Source organism: Neobacillus cucumis (genome assembly GCF_023715505.1).
Genome location: NZ_JAMBOH010000007.1, coordinates 211,221 through 229,016 on the forward strand (window position 1 = coordinate 211,221; position 17,796 = coordinate 229,016).

General features: G+C 37.2%; 12 protein-coding genes. 3 read left to right on the forward strand and 9 right to left on the reverse strand.

From position 1 onward, the window contains the following. Positions 1–22: 22 nt before the first annotated feature. Positions 23–3,175: a DEAD/DEAH box helicase gene (locus tag M3226_RS13005; protein WP_251565975.1), complete on the reverse strand. Its 3,153-nt coding sequence runs from the start codon at positions 3,173–3,175 to the stop codon at positions 23–25. Between the two features lie 576 nt (positions 3,176–3,751). On the opposite strand from M3226_RS13005, the gene M3226_RS13010 reads away from it, so the two are divergent. Continuing rightward, positions 3,752–5,197 (forward strand): L,D-transpeptidase family protein, encoded by a 1,446-nt coding sequence (locus M3226_RS13010; RefSeq protein ID WP_251566094.1) that lies wholly within the window; start codon positions 3,752–3,754, stop codon positions 5,195–5,197. A gap of 397 nt (positions 5,198–5,594) precedes the next feature. Here M3226_RS13010 and M3226_RS13015 read toward each other — a convergent pair. From M3226_RS13015 to M3226_RS13045, 7 genes are all read right to left on the reverse strand, one after another. Further along, positions 5,595–6,736 (reverse strand): IS3 family transposase gene (locus M3226_RS13015; RefSeq protein WP_251565977.1). Its coding sequence is split into 2 segments (ribosomal slippage): positions 5,595–6,490 and positions 6,490–6,736, totalling 1,143 coding nucleotides; the frame shifts between segments, so codons are not numbered across the junction. Positions 6,737–6,824: 88 nt separating this feature from the next. Then, complete coding sequence (locus tag M3226_RS13020; RefSeq protein ID WP_251565979.1) at positions 6,825–8,087, reverse strand: response regulator; 1,263 nt, start codon at positions 8,085–8,087, stop codon at positions 6,825–6,827. Then, positions 8,080–9,900, reverse strand: coding sequence for a sensor histidine kinase (locus M3226_RS13025; RefSeq protein WP_251565981.1), 1,821 nt, complete (start codon positions 9,898–9,900; stop codon positions 8,080–8,082). The genes M3226_RS13020 and M3226_RS13025 overlap by 8 nt, the downstream gene beginning before the upstream one ends. A gap of 126 nt (positions 9,901–10,026) precedes the next feature. Next, on the reverse strand, positions 10,027–11,391 hold the full coding sequence (locus tag M3226_RS13030) for an ABC transporter substrate-binding protein (RefSeq protein ID WP_251565983.1): 1,365 nt from the start codon (positions 11,389–11,391) through the stop codon (positions 10,027–10,029). A gap of 51 nt (positions 11,392–11,442) precedes the next feature. Further along, positions 11,443–12,276: a carbohydrate ABC transporter permease gene (locus M3226_RS13035; RefSeq protein ID WP_251565985.1), complete on the reverse strand. Its 834-nt coding sequence runs from the start codon at positions 12,274–12,276 to the stop codon at positions 11,443–11,445. A gap of 30 nt (positions 12,277–12,306) precedes the next feature. Beyond that, on the reverse strand, positions 12,307–13,212 hold the full coding sequence (locus M3226_RS13040) for a carbohydrate ABC transporter permease (protein WP_374110594.1): 906 nt from the start codon (positions 13,210–13,212) through the stop codon (positions 12,307–12,309). A 67-nt stretch (positions 13,213–13,279) separates the two neighbouring features. Continuing rightward, positions 13,280–13,936 (reverse strand): YesL family protein, encoded by a 657-nt coding sequence (locus M3226_RS13045; RefSeq protein ID WP_251565988.1) that lies wholly within the window; start codon positions 13,934–13,936, stop codon positions 13,280–13,282. A 357-nt stretch (positions 13,937–14,293) separates the two neighbouring features. On the opposite strand from M3226_RS13045, the gene M3226_RS13050 reads away from it, so the two are divergent. Continuing rightward, positions 14,294–16,552, forward strand: a complete 2,259-nt coding sequence (locus M3226_RS13050) for a beta-glucosidase family protein (protein ID WP_251565990.1) — start codon at positions 14,294–14,296, stop codon at positions 16,550–16,552. 338 nt (positions 16,553–16,890) lie between these two features. Then, positions 16,891–17,157 (forward strand): hypothetical protein, encoded by a 267-nt coding sequence (locus M3226_RS13055; RefSeq protein WP_251565992.1) that lies wholly within the window; start codon positions 16,891–16,893, stop codon positions 17,155–17,157. Between the two features lie 432 nt (positions 17,158–17,589). Here the strand turns inward: M3226_RS13055 and M3226_RS13060 are convergent, their stop codons facing one another. Further along, complete coding sequence (locus M3226_RS13060) at positions 17,590–17,781, reverse strand: hypothetical protein (protein ID WP_144563757.1); 192 nt, start codon at positions 17,779–17,781, stop codon at positions 17,590–17,592. Positions 17,782–17,796 lie beyond the last annotated feature (15 nt).

Sequence of the window (17,796 nt, forward strand, 5' to 3'; positions counted from 1 at the left end):
TGAATTCAACAAGATTCATGGTTTATAAAATATTCTTGTTTGCTCTTGGAACTAAATAAGAAGGCATCTCCTCTTTCAAGCCCCAGATAAAACTCATTGGCTTATTACCGGAATGGCTAACATGATCCGCTGTGCCAAGGAACACAAATGGTGAAGTATAACCATTTTCCTTCTTATACTCCCGGACAAAAAGGGCAATTTGATGATTTCGCTTTTTATGGTGAATATAGCGCTCCGCGATTTTACTTCCTTCAGCCACACGACTTTGAGTTTGCCAATGAAAGAGCCGTTCATTGATCGCATAATCATCATATAACGTTGAAGGCGAGAAATCCTTTTCTGACTTATTTAAAGTTATAAAGAATATATCAAGATTCTTATCCTCGAAATGCTTTACCCCTTCACGGAAAGCTGGGCTGCTTGATTCATTGTAATATCCAAAAGCAGAAAGTATTTGTGAAGTATTATAGCGGCAATGAACACCTAATGGACAAGGAAAATCAAAGCCATTTTCAATCTCCAACGTTTCTAAAGATTGATATAGAAAGTGAAGAATCTCTTTGATTTCTTCTTTAAATTCAGGCTGCTCCAATACCTTTGCCACTCCCTCTTCAAGCGATGAATATCCTACACTTGACGGGTGTGCATTATAAAAGGAATAGTAGAAAATCGCTACCATTAACTGCTCTTCCTCATTATGAGCAGCCCGCTCGTCTAAATAATCCATAAAGAATTGGAGGAGCTCTCTGGAGTTCAGATGGAATAAGTTAGGTAATCGTTTGGTTATTACTTTTTCATCATCAAGTTCAAAATCTAATGCTACACCTGCTTCCACCATCATTCGACTAAAGCTCCGGTCACCATTTTTTCCATAAAAGTCATAAATAGTTAGGTGATAATAGTTTAGAAAGTTCTCCAAGGTTAACTTTAAACCGGTATCTTGTTCAAAGTATTTCATTTTAGCAACAAGATTTCCACGAGTGTTGGCACTGGATTTAATATTTCGTAGAATGTAATCCTTTGCTTGTTTTTCTAATTGAACAAAGCAACCTTTAGGGAGATGGAAGAAACCATTCTCTATGTAGTGCTGTACAGAATGCTTGGTCTTTCCAATTAAAGCACGGAATTTTTCTTCAAAATTATAGTTTTTATGGGCTTGTCCAACGAAATCAAGAACGGTTAAGCACTCTTTTCCTTCAGCTAAACGTAATCCCCGGCCTAATTGTTGCAAGAAGACTGTTAAACTTTCTGTAGGTCTTAAAAATAAAATTGTATTTGCTTCAGGTATATCGATGCCCTCATTATAGAGATCTACAACAAAGATAAACTTGATTTCACCTCGAACAAGTTGGTATTGTGCATCTCTCCGTGTCTTACTGTCAACATTTCCATAAAGAGCAACGGAAGGTATTCCCACTTTATTAAAGAAATCAGCCATGTACCTCGCATGTTCGATGGATACGCAGAACCCTAGCCCTTTAACCTGATCGATATCCGTCACGTATTTATTGATGGCTTTGACAATCTGGCTGCTACGCTGATCGTTCGATGTATATACACTTTCTAACTCTCTGATTTCGTACCCTCTACGACTCCACTTAAGTTTGGATAAATCAATCGTATCGCTTACACAGAAATACTGAAACGGACTCAGAAGCTTTCGATTAATTGCCTCCGTTAAACGCATTTCGGCAGAAATCTTACCATCAAAATAAGAAAGAATATCTTTTCCGTCCATCCTTTCGGGTGTTGCAGTAAGACCAAGAAGAATTTTCGGTTGATAATAGCTCAATAGCTTTTGATAAGAATCGGCAGCTGCATGATGGAATTCGTCCACGATGATGAAATCATAATAATCACTCGTTGTACCTTCATAAAGCTTTTTACTGTTAAAGCTCTGAATACTAACGAATAAATGATCAATGGAACCTGGCTGATAAGTCCCTGCTAACATATCTCCAAAGTTTGGATCTTTTAAAATGGCACGGAAAGTTTCAAGACTTTGCTTAAGGAGTTCCTCACGATGTGCGACAAATAATAACTTAGCAGATTTATTTTTATTTTTAAACCGTTTATAGTCAAATGCGGAAATAACCGTCTTACCAACACCCGTCGCCGCAACTAGGAGATTTTTCATGCGGCCAAAAACTTCTCTCTCTACCTGAAGCTTTTCGAGAATTTCTTTCTGATAAAAATAAGGCTGGATATCAAAAAGAAACGGCCGCTCATTTTCATCATGGGTTTTACTTTTAGATAACGAATGCCTTAAAACCAATTGGTCTTTTTCACTTTCGGGGTGAAACGTTTTAAACTCATTATCGTTCCAATAGCTTTCAAATGTTGCCTCAAATTTCTTAACGATATCAAACGAATCCTTTTCAGTAACCTTGATGTTCCATTCCAAACCAGATGTTAATGCGGGATTCGATAGATTGGAGGAACCAATATAGGCTGTACTGAAACCGGTCTCCCTTTTAAATAGATAGGCCTTAGCATGAAGTCTGGTTCTATCTACATCATAAGAAATCTTTATCTCCGTATTCGGTAGCTTGCTAAGCTCCTGGATCGCCTTATAATCCGTTGCCTCCATATAAGAAGTCGTAATTACTCTCAGTTTATTATTCGGATTATCAGTAAAAGTCTTCAGATCCTCAATAATACATCGCAGACCACTCCATTTAATAAACGAAACAAGCATGTCTATCGAATCAGCAGTTACGATTTCCTTTTTCAGCTCTCCCAGCATATTGGGTTCATAATTAGAACCGGTAAAGAGTGAGCTCTGTGATAGAGGAGTAACAGGTCGGATCACTTCGCCCTTTTGGATACTACGGATCGAATTGATCCGCGAATAAATAGACGTAAGGACCTCGCCTTCCTCTTCAATTCGTAATTGGCGGAACTCCTCTTCATCTAGCCGCTCACTTAAAATAGAGATAATATCGTTGCATGTACGGATCTGATTGATTAGAGCTTGCTTATCATCACTTTCATTGTCACGGACAAACTTTAGGGCTTTTCTGGTGACGACGGATATATAAGATGATAATAGTTTTCTTGCCTCTTCCACGTCTATGCGTTCTTTGCCGATGTCATATGCATTAATGTCTATACCAGTAAGTTCATCTTTTAGATTTTGGTTGATGATTTCTTCGTAGATTCCTTGTTTGAGCATTTAAGTACTCCTTGTATTTTCCTCTTTAAATATATTATGATCTTATATTTTCTTCTTTATCTATTAGATACCCTTTATTTGTAATGAATTAATGCATAATAAAAACTAAAGTAAACTGGAGACATTAACCAAAGATAAAGCTTCTCTTTAAATTTCTCTCTTTGTTGTTTTGCGTACTTGTCTTCGGTTTGATTAGATGTTGAATTCGATTGACGCTCTTAATATGTTTAAAACATTATCGGTTCTGATAGTTTAAGAAAGGTTATATTCAGGTTACTTCTTTCTGTTACGACAAATCTAATAATATTACAGCTGCGACTATCAATATTGACACACACCAATAGAGAACTTTACAACATTAACGAGGACATGAATCAATTTTGTGGATTAAAACACAGCGAATAAAAATAAAATTAAAAATTTAAGCATGCACAAAATCCGACAAGGTTCGGGCAAGACATTATGTAAAATAGTAGTATAATTTACCACAATTTCAAAATATTGGTACATTTTATACGAAATTTTAGCTTAAGGCCGTAGGATGTTAATTGCTGAATTATCAGGTATGGGGGGAGCATTATGGAAAGCACGGTAAATATTCAAGAGATTGAGAAACAACACCTAAAATCAACTAAATGGTATGCAAATTGGAGGTTTATTACAGCAAGCGCCCTCATTATTATCGTACTCATTATTGGAGCAGGCAGCTACTATCAGGCAAACCACTTCAATCGAGAAATCAACATTAATAACATTAAAGTCGGTGGAATGAGGGCTGATCAGGCACTTAATAAACTAAATACAACCGTGTTTAATAATGTTGTCTATGTCGGAGATCAACAGATTTTAAATGGAAAAGATACAACGATGGGAATTACTGATAAAGACCTGCCCGCTATCAAAAAATTATTAAAGAACCAATGGACTTTTTTTCCTTCTTCAAAAGCTAAGGAATATTCATTAATGCCCAGCAATCAGAATCTGCATCGAAATCAGACGTTGAAAAAACAGGTGGAAGAAAAGCTGCTAGCCATGAATCAGAGTTTAAAAGCCCCACAAGATGCGGCGGTCCATTTGGAACAAGGCAAAATTGTTGTCACTCCCAGCATTAACGGAGAGCGGTATGATGTCGCCAGTCTTCTGAAGGAATACGACAAGCACGAATATATTAGTGAAATTCGACTTAATCCAGTATACATACAGCCAATTAAAGAAGATAGCGAGTTTATAAAAAATCAACAGAAAAAGCTGGAGGAATTCCTTGCTCAGACCGTAGATTATAAAGTGCAGGATAAAGTTTTTACGTTAAACGCAAGCGAAGTAATTAAGAATGCATCTATTTCAAAAGATTTGCAGATTAAGATTGTTGATGCAGGTGATATTAAGAATAAAATCGCTGAAATTAACAATTCCCAATCCACATTAAATAAGGATTTCAAATTTAAGACCCATTCAGGTTCGATGATATCGGTTAAAGGTAAAGGCTATGGCTGGGCCATAGATGTTGATAAAGAAGTACCGCGTATGAAGGAAGCTTTTGAAAATGGAGAGAAATCGGTTTCCGCCTCTAATATTTACGGAAATGGCTGGAAGGGTGAAGGCTACGGATATGAAGCGATTACGAATAATGGTATTGGCGATACGTATGCTGAGGTCTCCATTGCAGAGCAGCGGATTTGGATTTACAAAAATGGCAAATTAGTCGTCACAACGAATGTCGTTACCGGCACACATAGTACCCAACATGATACATCACCAGGAGTATGGTATATTCTCTATAAACAGACACCTTCCGTATTAACGGGCAGGGAAAACGGAAAAATCACTTATCAAGTCAATGTTGATTATTGGGCTCCTTTTACGAATGACGGCCAAGGGTTCCACGATGCCAGCTGGCGTGGCAATTGGGGAAGTAAAGCTTATCTTACGGCTGGATCACACGGCTGTGTCAACACACCGCCCAGCATTATGAAAACCGTGTATAACAATCTCAGCACCTATGAGCCGGTTGTTGTTTATTGAGTCGTGGGAGGCCAGTCCCAAAAGTATAAATAGAATTGCCTGACACTAATCCAATTCTGTGTATTGTTTTTAACTTAAAAGGCGAAAAGTGCTAGTCACTTTTCGCCTTTTATCTGCTGATCAGTATTTAAATCGGTTGACAGGCCATTATGTTTATTGGAAATCAAAATGTTTTTAATGCTCTATTTCCTTTTTTACAAAGTCCTGTTTTAGTCGTTTTCTTGCCGATATGGCTGTGTCTTGACGGTTGCCGATTTAAACCGAGCAGGCGTGCCAGGGCGAGTATCAATTTAACCAAAAAGGACCACTGCCTTATAATCATCGCGACCATTAAGACAAGAATAAAAATCAGGCTGGCTAGTGACACGCTTAACGTGGTTGGTATGTCAACACTAAATCAAACATTTTTTTTAAGGGCTAAGTTTCGATAAGTCACCGGACTTAAGTAGTCAAGTGTGCTGTGCGAACGGATATTATTGTACCAATTAACATAATCAAAAAGTTCAAGAGAGAGTTGTTCAAGGGTAAGAAAGTGCGTACCGTTGATTAATTCTGTTTTTAGTATCTTAAATGTAGCTTCTGCCACCGCATTATCATAAGGGTTCCCTTTTTGGCTTAGAGAGCGTGTAATCTGAAATTCATTTAATAATTCATCAATATCAACATTCTTAAATTCAGATCCACGATCTGTATGAAATATTTTCACATTTTCTAATGGACGTTTGACCGATGCGAAGGCACGCTGAACTAAAGCCGCATCTTTGCGCTCTCCAGCGCTGTAACCAACTATTTCTCTATTATATAAATCTATTAAAAAACAGACGTAGTTCCAATACTGTCCTACTCTGACATAGGTCAAGTCACTGACCAATACAGACATCTCTTTGTCTACTTGAAATTCTCGATGTAACACATTTTGAATGGATTCTTCATTTGGTGGTGAAGTCATTGGTTTGTAGGACGCCTGTGCATATTTCGATTGGATTCCAAGTTCCGCCATTAATCGACCTATGCGCCGTCTGGAGACCGTGTGACCTGTTTTAAAAAGGGCATTTTTAATTTTACGAGTTCCATATACTTGACGGTTTTTGTTGAAAATCATTTGGATTTCTTCTTTTAATTTTTGTTCTAGTTCAGCTTTTTCTTGTTCTTTTTGGGCTGCTATTTCTGTTTCGTAGTAAAAAGTACTACGAGCAATTTGTAGGACTTTGCACATTGCTGATACCGAATATTTGTGACGATTTTTTTCAATCACTTCTATTTTCGTCCCATGATCAGCGCGGCTTGCTTTAAAATATCGACTTCCATTTCTAGCTGCTTATTTCTTTTTCTTAACTCCACTAATTCTTGTTCTTCAGGACTTCGATTGTCTTTCTCTTTAAAAGATCCGGACTGTTGGAATTGCGTAATCCACCTGTCTAAAGCAGATGCAGTTAATTCATATTCACTGACAATATCTTGGCGACTTTTCCCATTTTCATATAAAGCCACCACCTGCTTTTTGAAATCTGTTGTAAACGTTCTTCTTTTTTGGGTCATAGTAGACTCTCCTCACTTGTTATGTATTATTCTACTTGCCCTTATTTTTATTGTCCAACTAAGTGTAACCTATCCAGGTTAAAACGGTCTATTGTTTGTATTCAGATTCCTTAACGTTGTAAATTCGCGTTTTGTTGGTGAGACCCCTATATTCAATCGGGGCAATCCCTTCGCTACCTTTAAAGGTTTTATTAAAATAACTCTGATTCTCATAACCTAACATATCGCTAATTTCAAGAATAGTATAGTTTGTTTGCTCTAATAAGTCCTTCGCGCGATTCATTTTTAGTTTAACAACATATTTAACAAAATTTTCACCCACTTCTTTTTTAAACAACCGGCTAAAATAACTGGAATTAAGATGCAGATAATTTGCTACTTCATCTAACGTTATTCTCCGATGTAAATTATCAAAAATATATTTACACGCATTTTCGATTTCAGCATTAGAACTGACTTTTGAAACATTTTGCTCAATCAGTTTCATCATTTGGATTTTTATATCTAATGGGTTTGCAGCTGGACTGCCTAACACGAATGAAAGCGAAATACCAAATATGTCTTGAAATATATTTTTTATCTTTTCCATCAGCCTCTTTGTTTTTAAAGTGTACCTTTCCGGGTCTTGACTTAGTTGAACAAATAGAAAGGACTTCTCTCTTTCAAATTGTCCATGAATTGCATTTTCCGCCTCTTTTTCGATTAGCTCTGTCATAACATGATGAACAAAATAATTCATCAAAGAGACTGATTGAAAATAATGTAGGACAGTTTGGTAATTCTTTATTACACATTGGATAATCATATACATCTGATTGGGTTCCCACCCTAGCAATTGAGCTTCTACTTGCCATACTTCCATGCTATGGATGGGTTGATGAACTGTTTTATTGATAAATCTTTCTATCATTAATCGTTTGTTTTGCTCAATGGTCCTTGTCATTTGTATCTGCTTCTTTTTATTCTCATTTTCTATATCTAGAATCTGGACACATTTGCGCAGCAAAAGAATAATTTCTTCTATATCCAATGTATCTTTCAGAATATATTCCTGGACATTTAACTTAAGTGCCTGCTGAGCAAATTTAAATTCATTATGGCATGAAAGAATCGTTACTATTAATGAAGGATTTTTTTCCTTTAAAATTTTTGTAAGTTCAATACCGTTTAATTTTGGCATACCAATATCTGTTATAAGGATATCCGGCATATTTTCTTCCGCTTCATGTAAAGCATTCAATCCATTTACATGAATACTTTGCAATATCAGCCCAAGTTCTTCCCAATTAATCATTTCTGAAAGGAATTCAAGCACAGGATAATCATCATCTACTAACATCACCTTATACATGCTCATACTCCTCTCTAATTGGGATATACATGGTTACTTTGGTTCCCTTGTCCAGTTCACTATCTACATGCATGTTAAAGCCTTCACCAAATGTTAATTTCATTCTTTCATTTACATTTGATAAACCAATACTTGAAAAGCCCTTTCCGGAATCACTAAACTTAGATGTGTCAGGAACTGCTTTATTGAGAATTTCTTTAATGGTGAAAAGTTGTTCAATCTTCATACCTGCACCATTATCTTTAACCTCAACCATCAATGCACCATTTAGATAATTCCCTTTTATTAAAATAAACCCCTCACGCTCACTTAATCCATGAATAATGGCATTTTCAATAATAGGCTGGAGGATTAATCGGGGTAATTTGATGGGATAGGTTTCAACCGAAACAGCTATTCTTAATTCGATTTTGTTTCTTTGGCGCATATTCATTATACGAATATAATCTTGATTAATCTCCAGTTCCTCTTGAAAAGTAATCATATCCTTATGTTTATCAAACGTCATTCTTAAAAGTTTTGATAAGGAACTAATCATTTCCGCACTTTCAGAATCACGTTTTAATAAAACTTTCATTCTAATAGAATTTAAAACATTAAATAAGAAATGTGGATTGATTTGTGCCTGTAACATGGCTAATTCTGCTTCCCGCTTTCTTGATTGTGTGAGCGTATTCTCCACAATTACTTCATTTACTTTATCCAGCATATGATTAAATGAGGAAGAGAGCGTTGCTATTTCATCATGCCCTTTTACAATTGAACGTATGGACAAATCACCTTTCTGCACTTTTTTTGCTACATTTCGTAATTCAACCAGACGATTCAATATTCTCCTTAAAAGGTAAATAAGTAACAATAGAAATACAATAAAAAAAAGCGATTGAAAGAGAAATACTTTTTTGAAGATTGAATTAATTTTTGAGATAGCATGATCATAAGGGATAAGCGAGATTAATTTCCAGCCTGTAATCGATAGTTCACGAGTGTTGATTAAATAATCTTTTCCTTTAATCGTCATTATATCTTTTGAATGGTTACCAGCTATTTCATTTACTTGTTTCGATAGATCCAAATGGAATGGCTGATTTTCAGCAATAAGCTGATTTTGTTCATTTAGCAGCAGCATATTATGATTTGAATTTTCACTGCTTAATATATCGTTAATTCTATTTCCCATTATGGTTACCATGGCATATCCATAGACACCTGAATTACTGTCCCTTAATGGTCTTGCGACAGATAATTGAAAGGAATTATTTTTCCTCTCCGATGCAATCATAGTCGGCTGGGGCGCAATCCAAATGAAACGATAACTTTTCAGTCTATCTAAAATAGTAAACCATGGTTCTTTTTTTATGTTGAGCGGATTAAATTCGTGGAAGGAGTAGTTTGTATAAAATTTTCCGTTCTTAAGCAAGATGGTTATATATACTTTTTGATCTTTTAATGTAATCGTATCCAATGTCTGTTGGACTTTTTGATCATTAATGAACTCTTCATAATCTGTTGCCACATCATGATTCATCTTATTATTTATTGGGTCTTTTAAGATCGCATTCAGCTCTGTATCAAGCTGAATAAAGTTAAGTGTATACAGCATATCTTCGAATACTTTTTTGAAGTATTCATCTATTAATTTTAACTCATTTTGAGCACTGATATTAGCCTGTTCTTTAACAGCGTCTTTTGTTAAATAGTTGTAGATTGCAAAAGTAATAATCGCAGGAAGGATTAAGCATGTAATTGCAATAATCAGCACTTTATCACGAAAAGACAGGAACGATGCCATTCGTTTCACTTGCGTTTTCATCCACCAACCTCCTCGTAAGGAAATGATTGGGGCTGAAAAAGCGGCATCGCCCCTGTCCCTATTATATACTCAACTTTCAAAGTAAGAGAATACTAATATTTACAATTTGAGAAAGTTGAAATCTATTTATTTATTTTTATCAATAATCTCTTGGACGACCTTCTTAGAGCTTGCGACTGTTTCATTCAGGCTTTGTTTACCTAAGAATAATTTTTCAAACTCTGTGGAAAGTGCCAAATCAATCTCCTTCTGATATGGTACTGGTTTTCCACCTTTTGCTGTAATCGTTGTTTGAACTGTGTGGATTAAAGATTCTTTGTCTACCTTGTCAGGACTTTGTGCTCCTGCAATTGTATCATTGATTAATTTGATTGTTTGATCATCTGTTGTCTTTTTCCATGATGAAATATTAATTCCTTGAGCAACTTGTCCTTCTGTTGTATACCATCTAATAAATTTATATGCTTCTTCTTTATGTTTTGAGTTAGCAGAAATTCCTAAGATATCCCCATCAGCTGGAGAGTATGCCTCTTTTTCACTGACTTTATTTTGCGGGAATGGTGCAACGGCAACATTGAACTCAGCAGGGAATCGCTCTGATCCTCCTAGTTCTGCAATCATATAGGTACCCGTTACAATCATGCTTACCTGCTGTGTAAAGAATTGATCACGGTAATTCATTTTTTGAGAAATCATTGAGGAATATGGAACTGCCGATTTATCTTCCTTCTCCATTTTTAGACGCATCGCTAATGATTCCTTATAGAGCGGGCTATCCATATTTGAAGTGCCATCTGTTTTTAAGAAAGCAGCATCTTTTTCCTCGGATTGCATTCTCAAATTGATATAGTTAGCCCATGCACCCTGCCATGGACCATGAAAATATGTTCCGTATTTTCCGTCTTTTGTTAGCTTTTTAGCATATTCCATATATTCATCCCATGTCCAGCTCTTTGGTACTTCAAGTCCTGCTGCATCCAACTTATCTTTATTTAATAAGACAAACCATGAAACATACTTTCCAGGAAGGCCATAGTATTTACCATTGACTATTGGGTTAATCTTATATTCATCTGCTACTTTATAGCCGCCGTCTTTTTTTATAAAATCATCAAGCGGCTCAAGCATGCCTAAATTCACACGTTGTGCATATTCAGGGGTATTGGTGAACATGACGACATCCATTTCTTCGCCAGAAGCGGCGGCCAAATCAATCTTTTTCAACGCTTCCTGCCCATCCTGCTTTTCACTTAATTGAACAACATCTACTTTAATATTTGGATATTTTTCTTCGAAAGCACTGATTGTCTTCTTCCAAGCATAGCCATCTTCAGTACCATGCGTATAGAATCTAATCGTGACTGGTTCCTTCGATTTTTGATCCTGTTCACCTTTTTCACCTGAACTTGAGGTTTGTTTCTGACTGTTGCAGGCCGCTAGGATGCCTAGAACCAAACTAATGCTTAAAAACAATAATAAAATCTTTTTCACTTTTTTACCCCCTACTATTTATTATTTATTTTGTGATACTGTGAAACCGAATTAACCTTTAACACCGCCCAGTGCAATTCCTTCAATAACCTGCTTCTGACCGATAATATAGACAATAATGAGAGGAAGGATTGATGATACTGCAGCTGCCATGATTAATGAATAAAATTCTCCATTTAATGAAGTGAACTTTTGCATGGCTAACTGTATTGTGTATAATCCATCAGTGCGTAAGAAAATTAATGGATTCTGATAATCATTCCATGTCCAAATAAAACGTAAGATTCCATATGTGGCGATTGCTGGGCGGACAATTGGCAAGGCGATTGACCAAAAAATCCGAAAATGGCCAGCCCCGTCAATTTTTGCTGCATCAATATAATCCGAATGGATCCCCATAAAAAATTGTCTTAACATAAAGGTTCCTAAAACACTAAAGCTTCCCAAAAGGATTAATCCAAGATGACTATCGAAAAGTCCCAAATAACGATATAAAATGAATTGAGGCACTAGGATTGACTGTTGCGGTACCATGAAGGTTGCCAATACAATGATGAAAAGAAATTTTCCTGCTGGAAAGTTCACTTTTGAAAATCCATATGCAGCCATTGCAGAAACAGTTACGGAAATAAGTGTTGTAATCACCGTAATTTTAATTGAATTCCAATAATATAAGGCAAAAGGATATTTTCCTAACCAAACCTCTTGATAGTTTTCTAAACCATGCCACCTTTTTGGAATCCACTCGATTGGAAATTTAAATACATCCGCTTCTATCTTAAATGAAGTCGATAGCATCCAAAAAAAAGGAAGCAAAAAGGCTATACTCACGATAAATGAAATCATTGTAATGATGAGCTTCTGGGTTTTTATATTTTTCTTCATGGATATCCCTCCTCGTTCAGTTGGCATTATTTAATAATTCACCCATTTTTTCTGTCCGACCCACTGCACTAAGGTAATGATGAGCACGAAGAAGAATAGGACAACCGCAATCGCGGAGGCATACCCAATCTTTAAGTTAACAAACGCACTCTCGTATAAATGCCACACAAGCATAGTAGTAGAATTAATCGGACCGCCCTTTGTTAACACGGCAATTAAATCAAATACTTTAAAAGTACCAATAATTCCGGTAATTAATAGAAAAAACGTTGTAGGTGATAAAACTGGAAGCATAATATGTTTAAATTTATCCCATGCCCTTGCGCCATCCATATCGGCTGCTTCATATAACTCTTTGGGAATCGATTGTAATCCCGCTAAATAAATGATCATGCTAAACCCAATGGATGCCCAAATTTGAATGATCATCACAGAGAAAAGTGCGAAATCAGGATCCGCGATCCATGTTGGTGGATTATGAATACCAAGTGATAGTAAAACTTGATTGATAGGACCCTCTGTTGGATTAAAGAGAACCTGCCAAACCACAGCAATGGCCACGATACTGGAAATATAAGGCATGAAAAAGGCTACTTTAAAATAACTTTTTGCATATACATGTTTATCAATGACGATGGCAATGATCAATGCGAATATCATAGTTAGTGGCACGGTCAGAAGAAAAAGTAAATTGTTCAACACTGATTTAAGAAACACATCATTCTCAAAAAGTGCTTTAAAATTGTCCAATCCAACCCATTTAATCGATTTAAAGCCAACAATAAAATTCCAATCTGCAAAACTTAACATAAATGTGGCCAGAATTGGCAGCAACGTTAGAATACTGACCCCAATTAACATCGGGGAAACAAATAAAACCCCTGTCCAACTCTCTCGCTTTTGAATAGCACTTTTACCTTTTTTCTTCGCTTTCACTTGATACTCAACATTTTCTAGTACAGTTTTTGCTTCGACACTCAAATCTCTCACCCCTCTTAATTGTTTAGTTGTTTATTACCCAGCTAGACTTTCTATGCTTTTGTATGTCTCTTGCTTGAGCCTCTACTTTTTGAAAAACCCTTAAAGAAAAAAATGTTACAATAGATGCTAAACCACTTGCTAAAAAGAGATAAGCTGCCATTGGAAGGAAAACAAATAAGAATAATAGAGAAGCTATCGAAATAATCATCATAAAGGTATTTAACGGATAATTGATTCCGATAAGGAAAGCCATTTTCATCGAAGTAAACACCTTTCTGTTCAACAGGTATACTGGAAACACGTATAGTAACGTAATCCCATATAAGCAAGAACTGCCAAGGAGAATTCCTTTGGCCACCATCTCCATGGTTCCAGATAAATAGCTGGTAAATAGCCAATCAGTATAAAATATAACCGGTATGATTATAAGCACAATCCCCAATTGATTTGCCCTGCAAAATTCCTCCTTATATACTTTTTTAAATAAACTGAAAGCACTTACATTTTCGCCCGCCTGATAACCTTTTAAAACTGTGTACATGGCTGCTGTTGCCGGAAAGATCCCCGCTACAATCATCCCTGCCATAGTAAAAATAATCCAAAGGAGATTAAGAAATAATAATTTAACAACCCAGTCACAAGCAACGTTTATATTATTAATTAGTCTAGTAGATTCCATCGTTCCTCCCCCATCGGTTTTTATTTTGTTCAATAACTATATTAATAATTGTAAGAAAATTATAAAAATATTTATATAGATTTTTTTGACCCATTCGAAAATATTTTGACATTTTATAATATTTGAAATGATAAAAACTTAAGAAATGTTTCCTATTACAAAATAACCATTTTTAACTTCCTTAATAGCGAGATAAAATTATTACAAAAAATCCTAAAAATACCACAAGTGTAATCTTTAGATTTTTCATTATAATGAGGTTGACATCAGTGTGGTAACGTTTACAAAAAGGATGTACGGAGGTGAAATAGGAAGTAAAGAGCAGAATTTAAATTCAATTTAGGGGAGGTTGGAAAGGTGTTTAAAGTAGGAAAAAAATTTAAAAAACTTGTGTGGACTACACTTGTATCCAGTGTGGCTGTCGCAGCGATAGCGGGCGGAGCTATTGCTTCACAGCCTACACAGGCTAAGGCTGAACGGGGAGCTGTTTCATCCCAGCTGCCTTGGATGGATACGTCGCTTTCGCCTGAAAAACGTACCGAACTGCTTATCGATGCAATGACGCTAGACCAGAAAATCCAACAGCTAGCCGGGATGCGCGGAGAAATACCCGAGCTAAAGGAATGCGGATCCCCTATGAGGCACATTCCTGGAATCCCTGAATTTGGGATCCCAACGTTCAGAATTACCAATGGTCCTGTAGGTCTAGGCGGCGGTGACTGCAGCCCGCAGGATAAGGCGACTGCATTACCTGTTGCAATCGGACTGGCAGCCAGTTTTGACCCCAATCTTGCATACGCTTTCGGTGACCTAATGGGTGGTGAGGCCCGCACGCTTGGGCTTCATGAACTCGAAGCACCAGGCATGAATCTTGCACGCTTGGGCGAGAACGGCCGGAATTTCGAATACATGGGCGAAGACCCTTATCTCGCTGGTGTTTTAGCCTCTAAAGAAATTAAGGGTATCCAAGATAATGATATTATTGCCATGTCAAAGCATTATGTACTTAATGATCAAGAGCAAAACCGTATGTCAGTGAATGTTAACATCGACGAAAATGTACTTCATGAGCTTTACCTGCTCCCATTTGAAATGTCAGTAAAGGATGGCAATGTTGGGTCAATTATGTGCTCCTACAACCGGGTAAGCGGAACCTATGCCTGTGAGAATGAGTATCTGTTGAATACCGTTTTGCGCGATCAGTGGGGATTCAAAGGGTACGTTCAGTCTGACTTTGGTGCCACCCATTCGACTGCTCCGGCGCTTCATGCCGGATTGGATTTAGAAATGCAGAATGCCAGATTCTTCACAAATACCAACATTAAGGCGACACTTGCGGACGGCACCTTAACGATGGATACCGTTGACCAAGCTCTCAGTCGCCGGTATGTCCAAATGTTCAAATATGGAATTTTCGACCGTCCGATTGTACGAGGGACTATCGATGCTGAAGTGAACGGTTCGAAAGCGCGTGATATTGCAGAACAGACAGCTGTATTGCTGAAGAATGAGGGTAACCTGCTTCCGCTCGACCCATCTGTTGATTCAATTGCCTTAATCGGTAAGCCGACCTATGTCGACGCAGCCGTTGCAGGAGGAGGAGGCAGTTCGCGGGTAAGTCCGCTATATACCGTTTCACCTCAGCAGGGACTTCAGAATACTTTAGAAAAAATAGGTTCTGACGCAGCTATTACCAAGGTAACAGTTGCTGCTGACAATAGTAATCTCAACGAAGCTGTAGCTGCAGCGAAGGATGCAGACGTTGTCATCCTGATGGCTGGAGTTGTAACCAGCGAGGGACGTGACCGCCCAAGCTTGTCCTTGCCTGACAGCCAGGATGATATGATTTCAGCTGTTACTGCCGCAAACAAGAAAACGGCACTTGTCCTTAAAGACGGAGACCCTGTACTTATGCCATGGGTAAATGAAGTCCCATCTATCTTAGAAGCATGGAATCCAGGTCAGGAGGACGGCAATGTTGTCGCTAACTTGTTATTTGGACTCGCCAACCCATCCGGAAAGCTTCCAGTGACCTATCCAGTTTCCAAAGCGGACACACCGACCAGCACTGAAGAGCGCTACCCTGGCGTTAATCAAGGTGTACTCGATAGCACCGGAAAAGAAATCCCGCAAGTGTACTATTCTGAAGGACTTGAGATGGGATACCGATGGTACGATGCAAAAAACATCAAACCTCTTTTCGCATTTGGTTATGGTTTGTCCTATACCAACTTTGACATCTCTAAACTAGTTGTTACACCGAAGACAACGGACGGGACTAAGAAAATTCAGGTTTCCCTTTTTGTAGAAAATACCGGAAAAGTAGCAGGTGCGGAGGTACCGCAAGTATACTTAGGTCTGCCTGAAGTTGCGAACGAACCGCCTAAACGGCTTGTTGGATTTGAGAAGGTCTGGCTGAAGCCAGGTGAAAAGAAACATGTGACGATTACGATTGACCCAGCAGCAAGCAATCACCCGCTGTCCATCTGGGATTCCAATGCTGATACTTGGAAAACTTTAGATGGTGAGTACAAAGTGTACGTTGGCAACTCTTCTGACAACATTACTTTGACAGATTCAATCAACGTGCGGACCCCAGCGGGCCATAGTAAATAAGGTAGTCCTTTTATAACGAAAGTGAAAAAAGGATTGTAAAATAAGGGTTATCTAAACAGTAAAGGACTGGCGAAAAACATCTTGTTTTTCGCCAGCTTCTTTTTTTTTCACAATCTAATATCTACAACTTATCCATGAAACCTTAAATTGATTACAAGTTTTTCCTTGTCTTCTAATTAAAGAAGAACTACCATTTTAACTCATTTTTCCCACTTTTTTCTTTCTAGGTGTAAATCCAATTTTCCAGTCGGTTAAATATTATAGATCGATAAATCCGAAAATATTATAATAAAACTCGTCTGGTATTGGCTTAAATTTAAATTGAGGAGTATACATATATGGGAAAGAAGAAGAAAAAATCTAAACAGAAGAAAAAAGAAGATTTCGGAAGTGCAGAATTTTACTGTGCCAAATGTAAGTACAAGTTTGAAGTTGAGTGGGAAACCATATGGGCCATTCAGGAATGCACCCATGGATATGTTGGCTTTCATCTAAATGATACTTTTATCAGCTGTGATAAATGTGGTGAAATCTGTAGTGACGAAGATCATTTAGAAGTATCGAAGCCAGCACCCTTTATTACAGATAATGAACTACCTTTTTAAAGGATTAATACTTTAATAAAGGATTTTTAAATTTTGGAAAGAATATTTTATCAGCCGATCTTCACAAACGTGTGGGCGGTTACCCATCAAAAAATCATAAAATGGCTACATGCTGTACTATTATGTATTCTCTAATGGGTCCCTCTGATAAGATTATTCCTGCTCCTCCAAAAGGTAATGGTGCTTCATTAAAGATCCGGTATTATTTAGTAAATTAACACTCTCTATAAAACTAAGCAGGGCTACCTTCCTTTTGTTCATCCTTTACATAAAATACAATAGCATCATTGATTTTTTCCCTATAAAAATCAGATAATTTTTAAAAGGATAGTCAACAAATTTTTTAGAGTGCTAAAGTTGCTTGGGGGAGGAGTAAAGGAAGAGAACCAGCACGATTCTCTAACATGGGGGTATAAATTTGGAGTATTTATACTACTTTTTGGGTTGATCAAGTGCTTGGTAAGCTAACTGGTACTTTCCTCCATCAGCCACCTCTGAATGGTATAAAGCCTTGAGGGCATTGTTTTTTTCAAGACCGTGCTCTGCCTTCAACTCTTTTAAACGTGTATGCAATTCTTTATTATCCTTAATTAGCTGCTGCATTTGCGATTTCATATACTTCAAAATAATTACCTCCTA

Coding starts and splice junctions, on each gene's coding strand:
- M3226_RS13020 (WP_251565979.1), bottom strand. CDS start 8,087: ATGTATAAGGTGATGTTAGTAGATGATGATTATCCTGTGCTTGAATTC.
- M3226_RS13045 (WP_251565988.1), bottom strand. CDS start 13,936: ATGGAATCTACTAGACTAATTAATAATATAAACGTTGCTTGTGACTGG.
- M3226_RS13055 (WP_251565992.1), top strand. CDS start 16,891: ATGGGAAAGAAGAAGAAAAAATCTAAACAGAAGAAAAAAGAAGATTTC.
- M3226_RS13035 (WP_251565985.1), bottom strand. CDS start 12,276: ATGAAGAAAAATATAAAAACCCAGAAGCTCATCATTACAATGATTTCA.
- M3226_RS13025 (WP_251565981.1), bottom strand. CDS start 9,900: ATGAAAACGCAAGTGAAACGAATGGCATCGTTCCTGTCTTTTCGTGAT.
- M3226_RS13005 (WP_251565975.1), bottom strand. CDS start 3,175: ATGCTCAAACAAGGAATCTACGAAGAAATCATCAACCAAAATCTAAAA.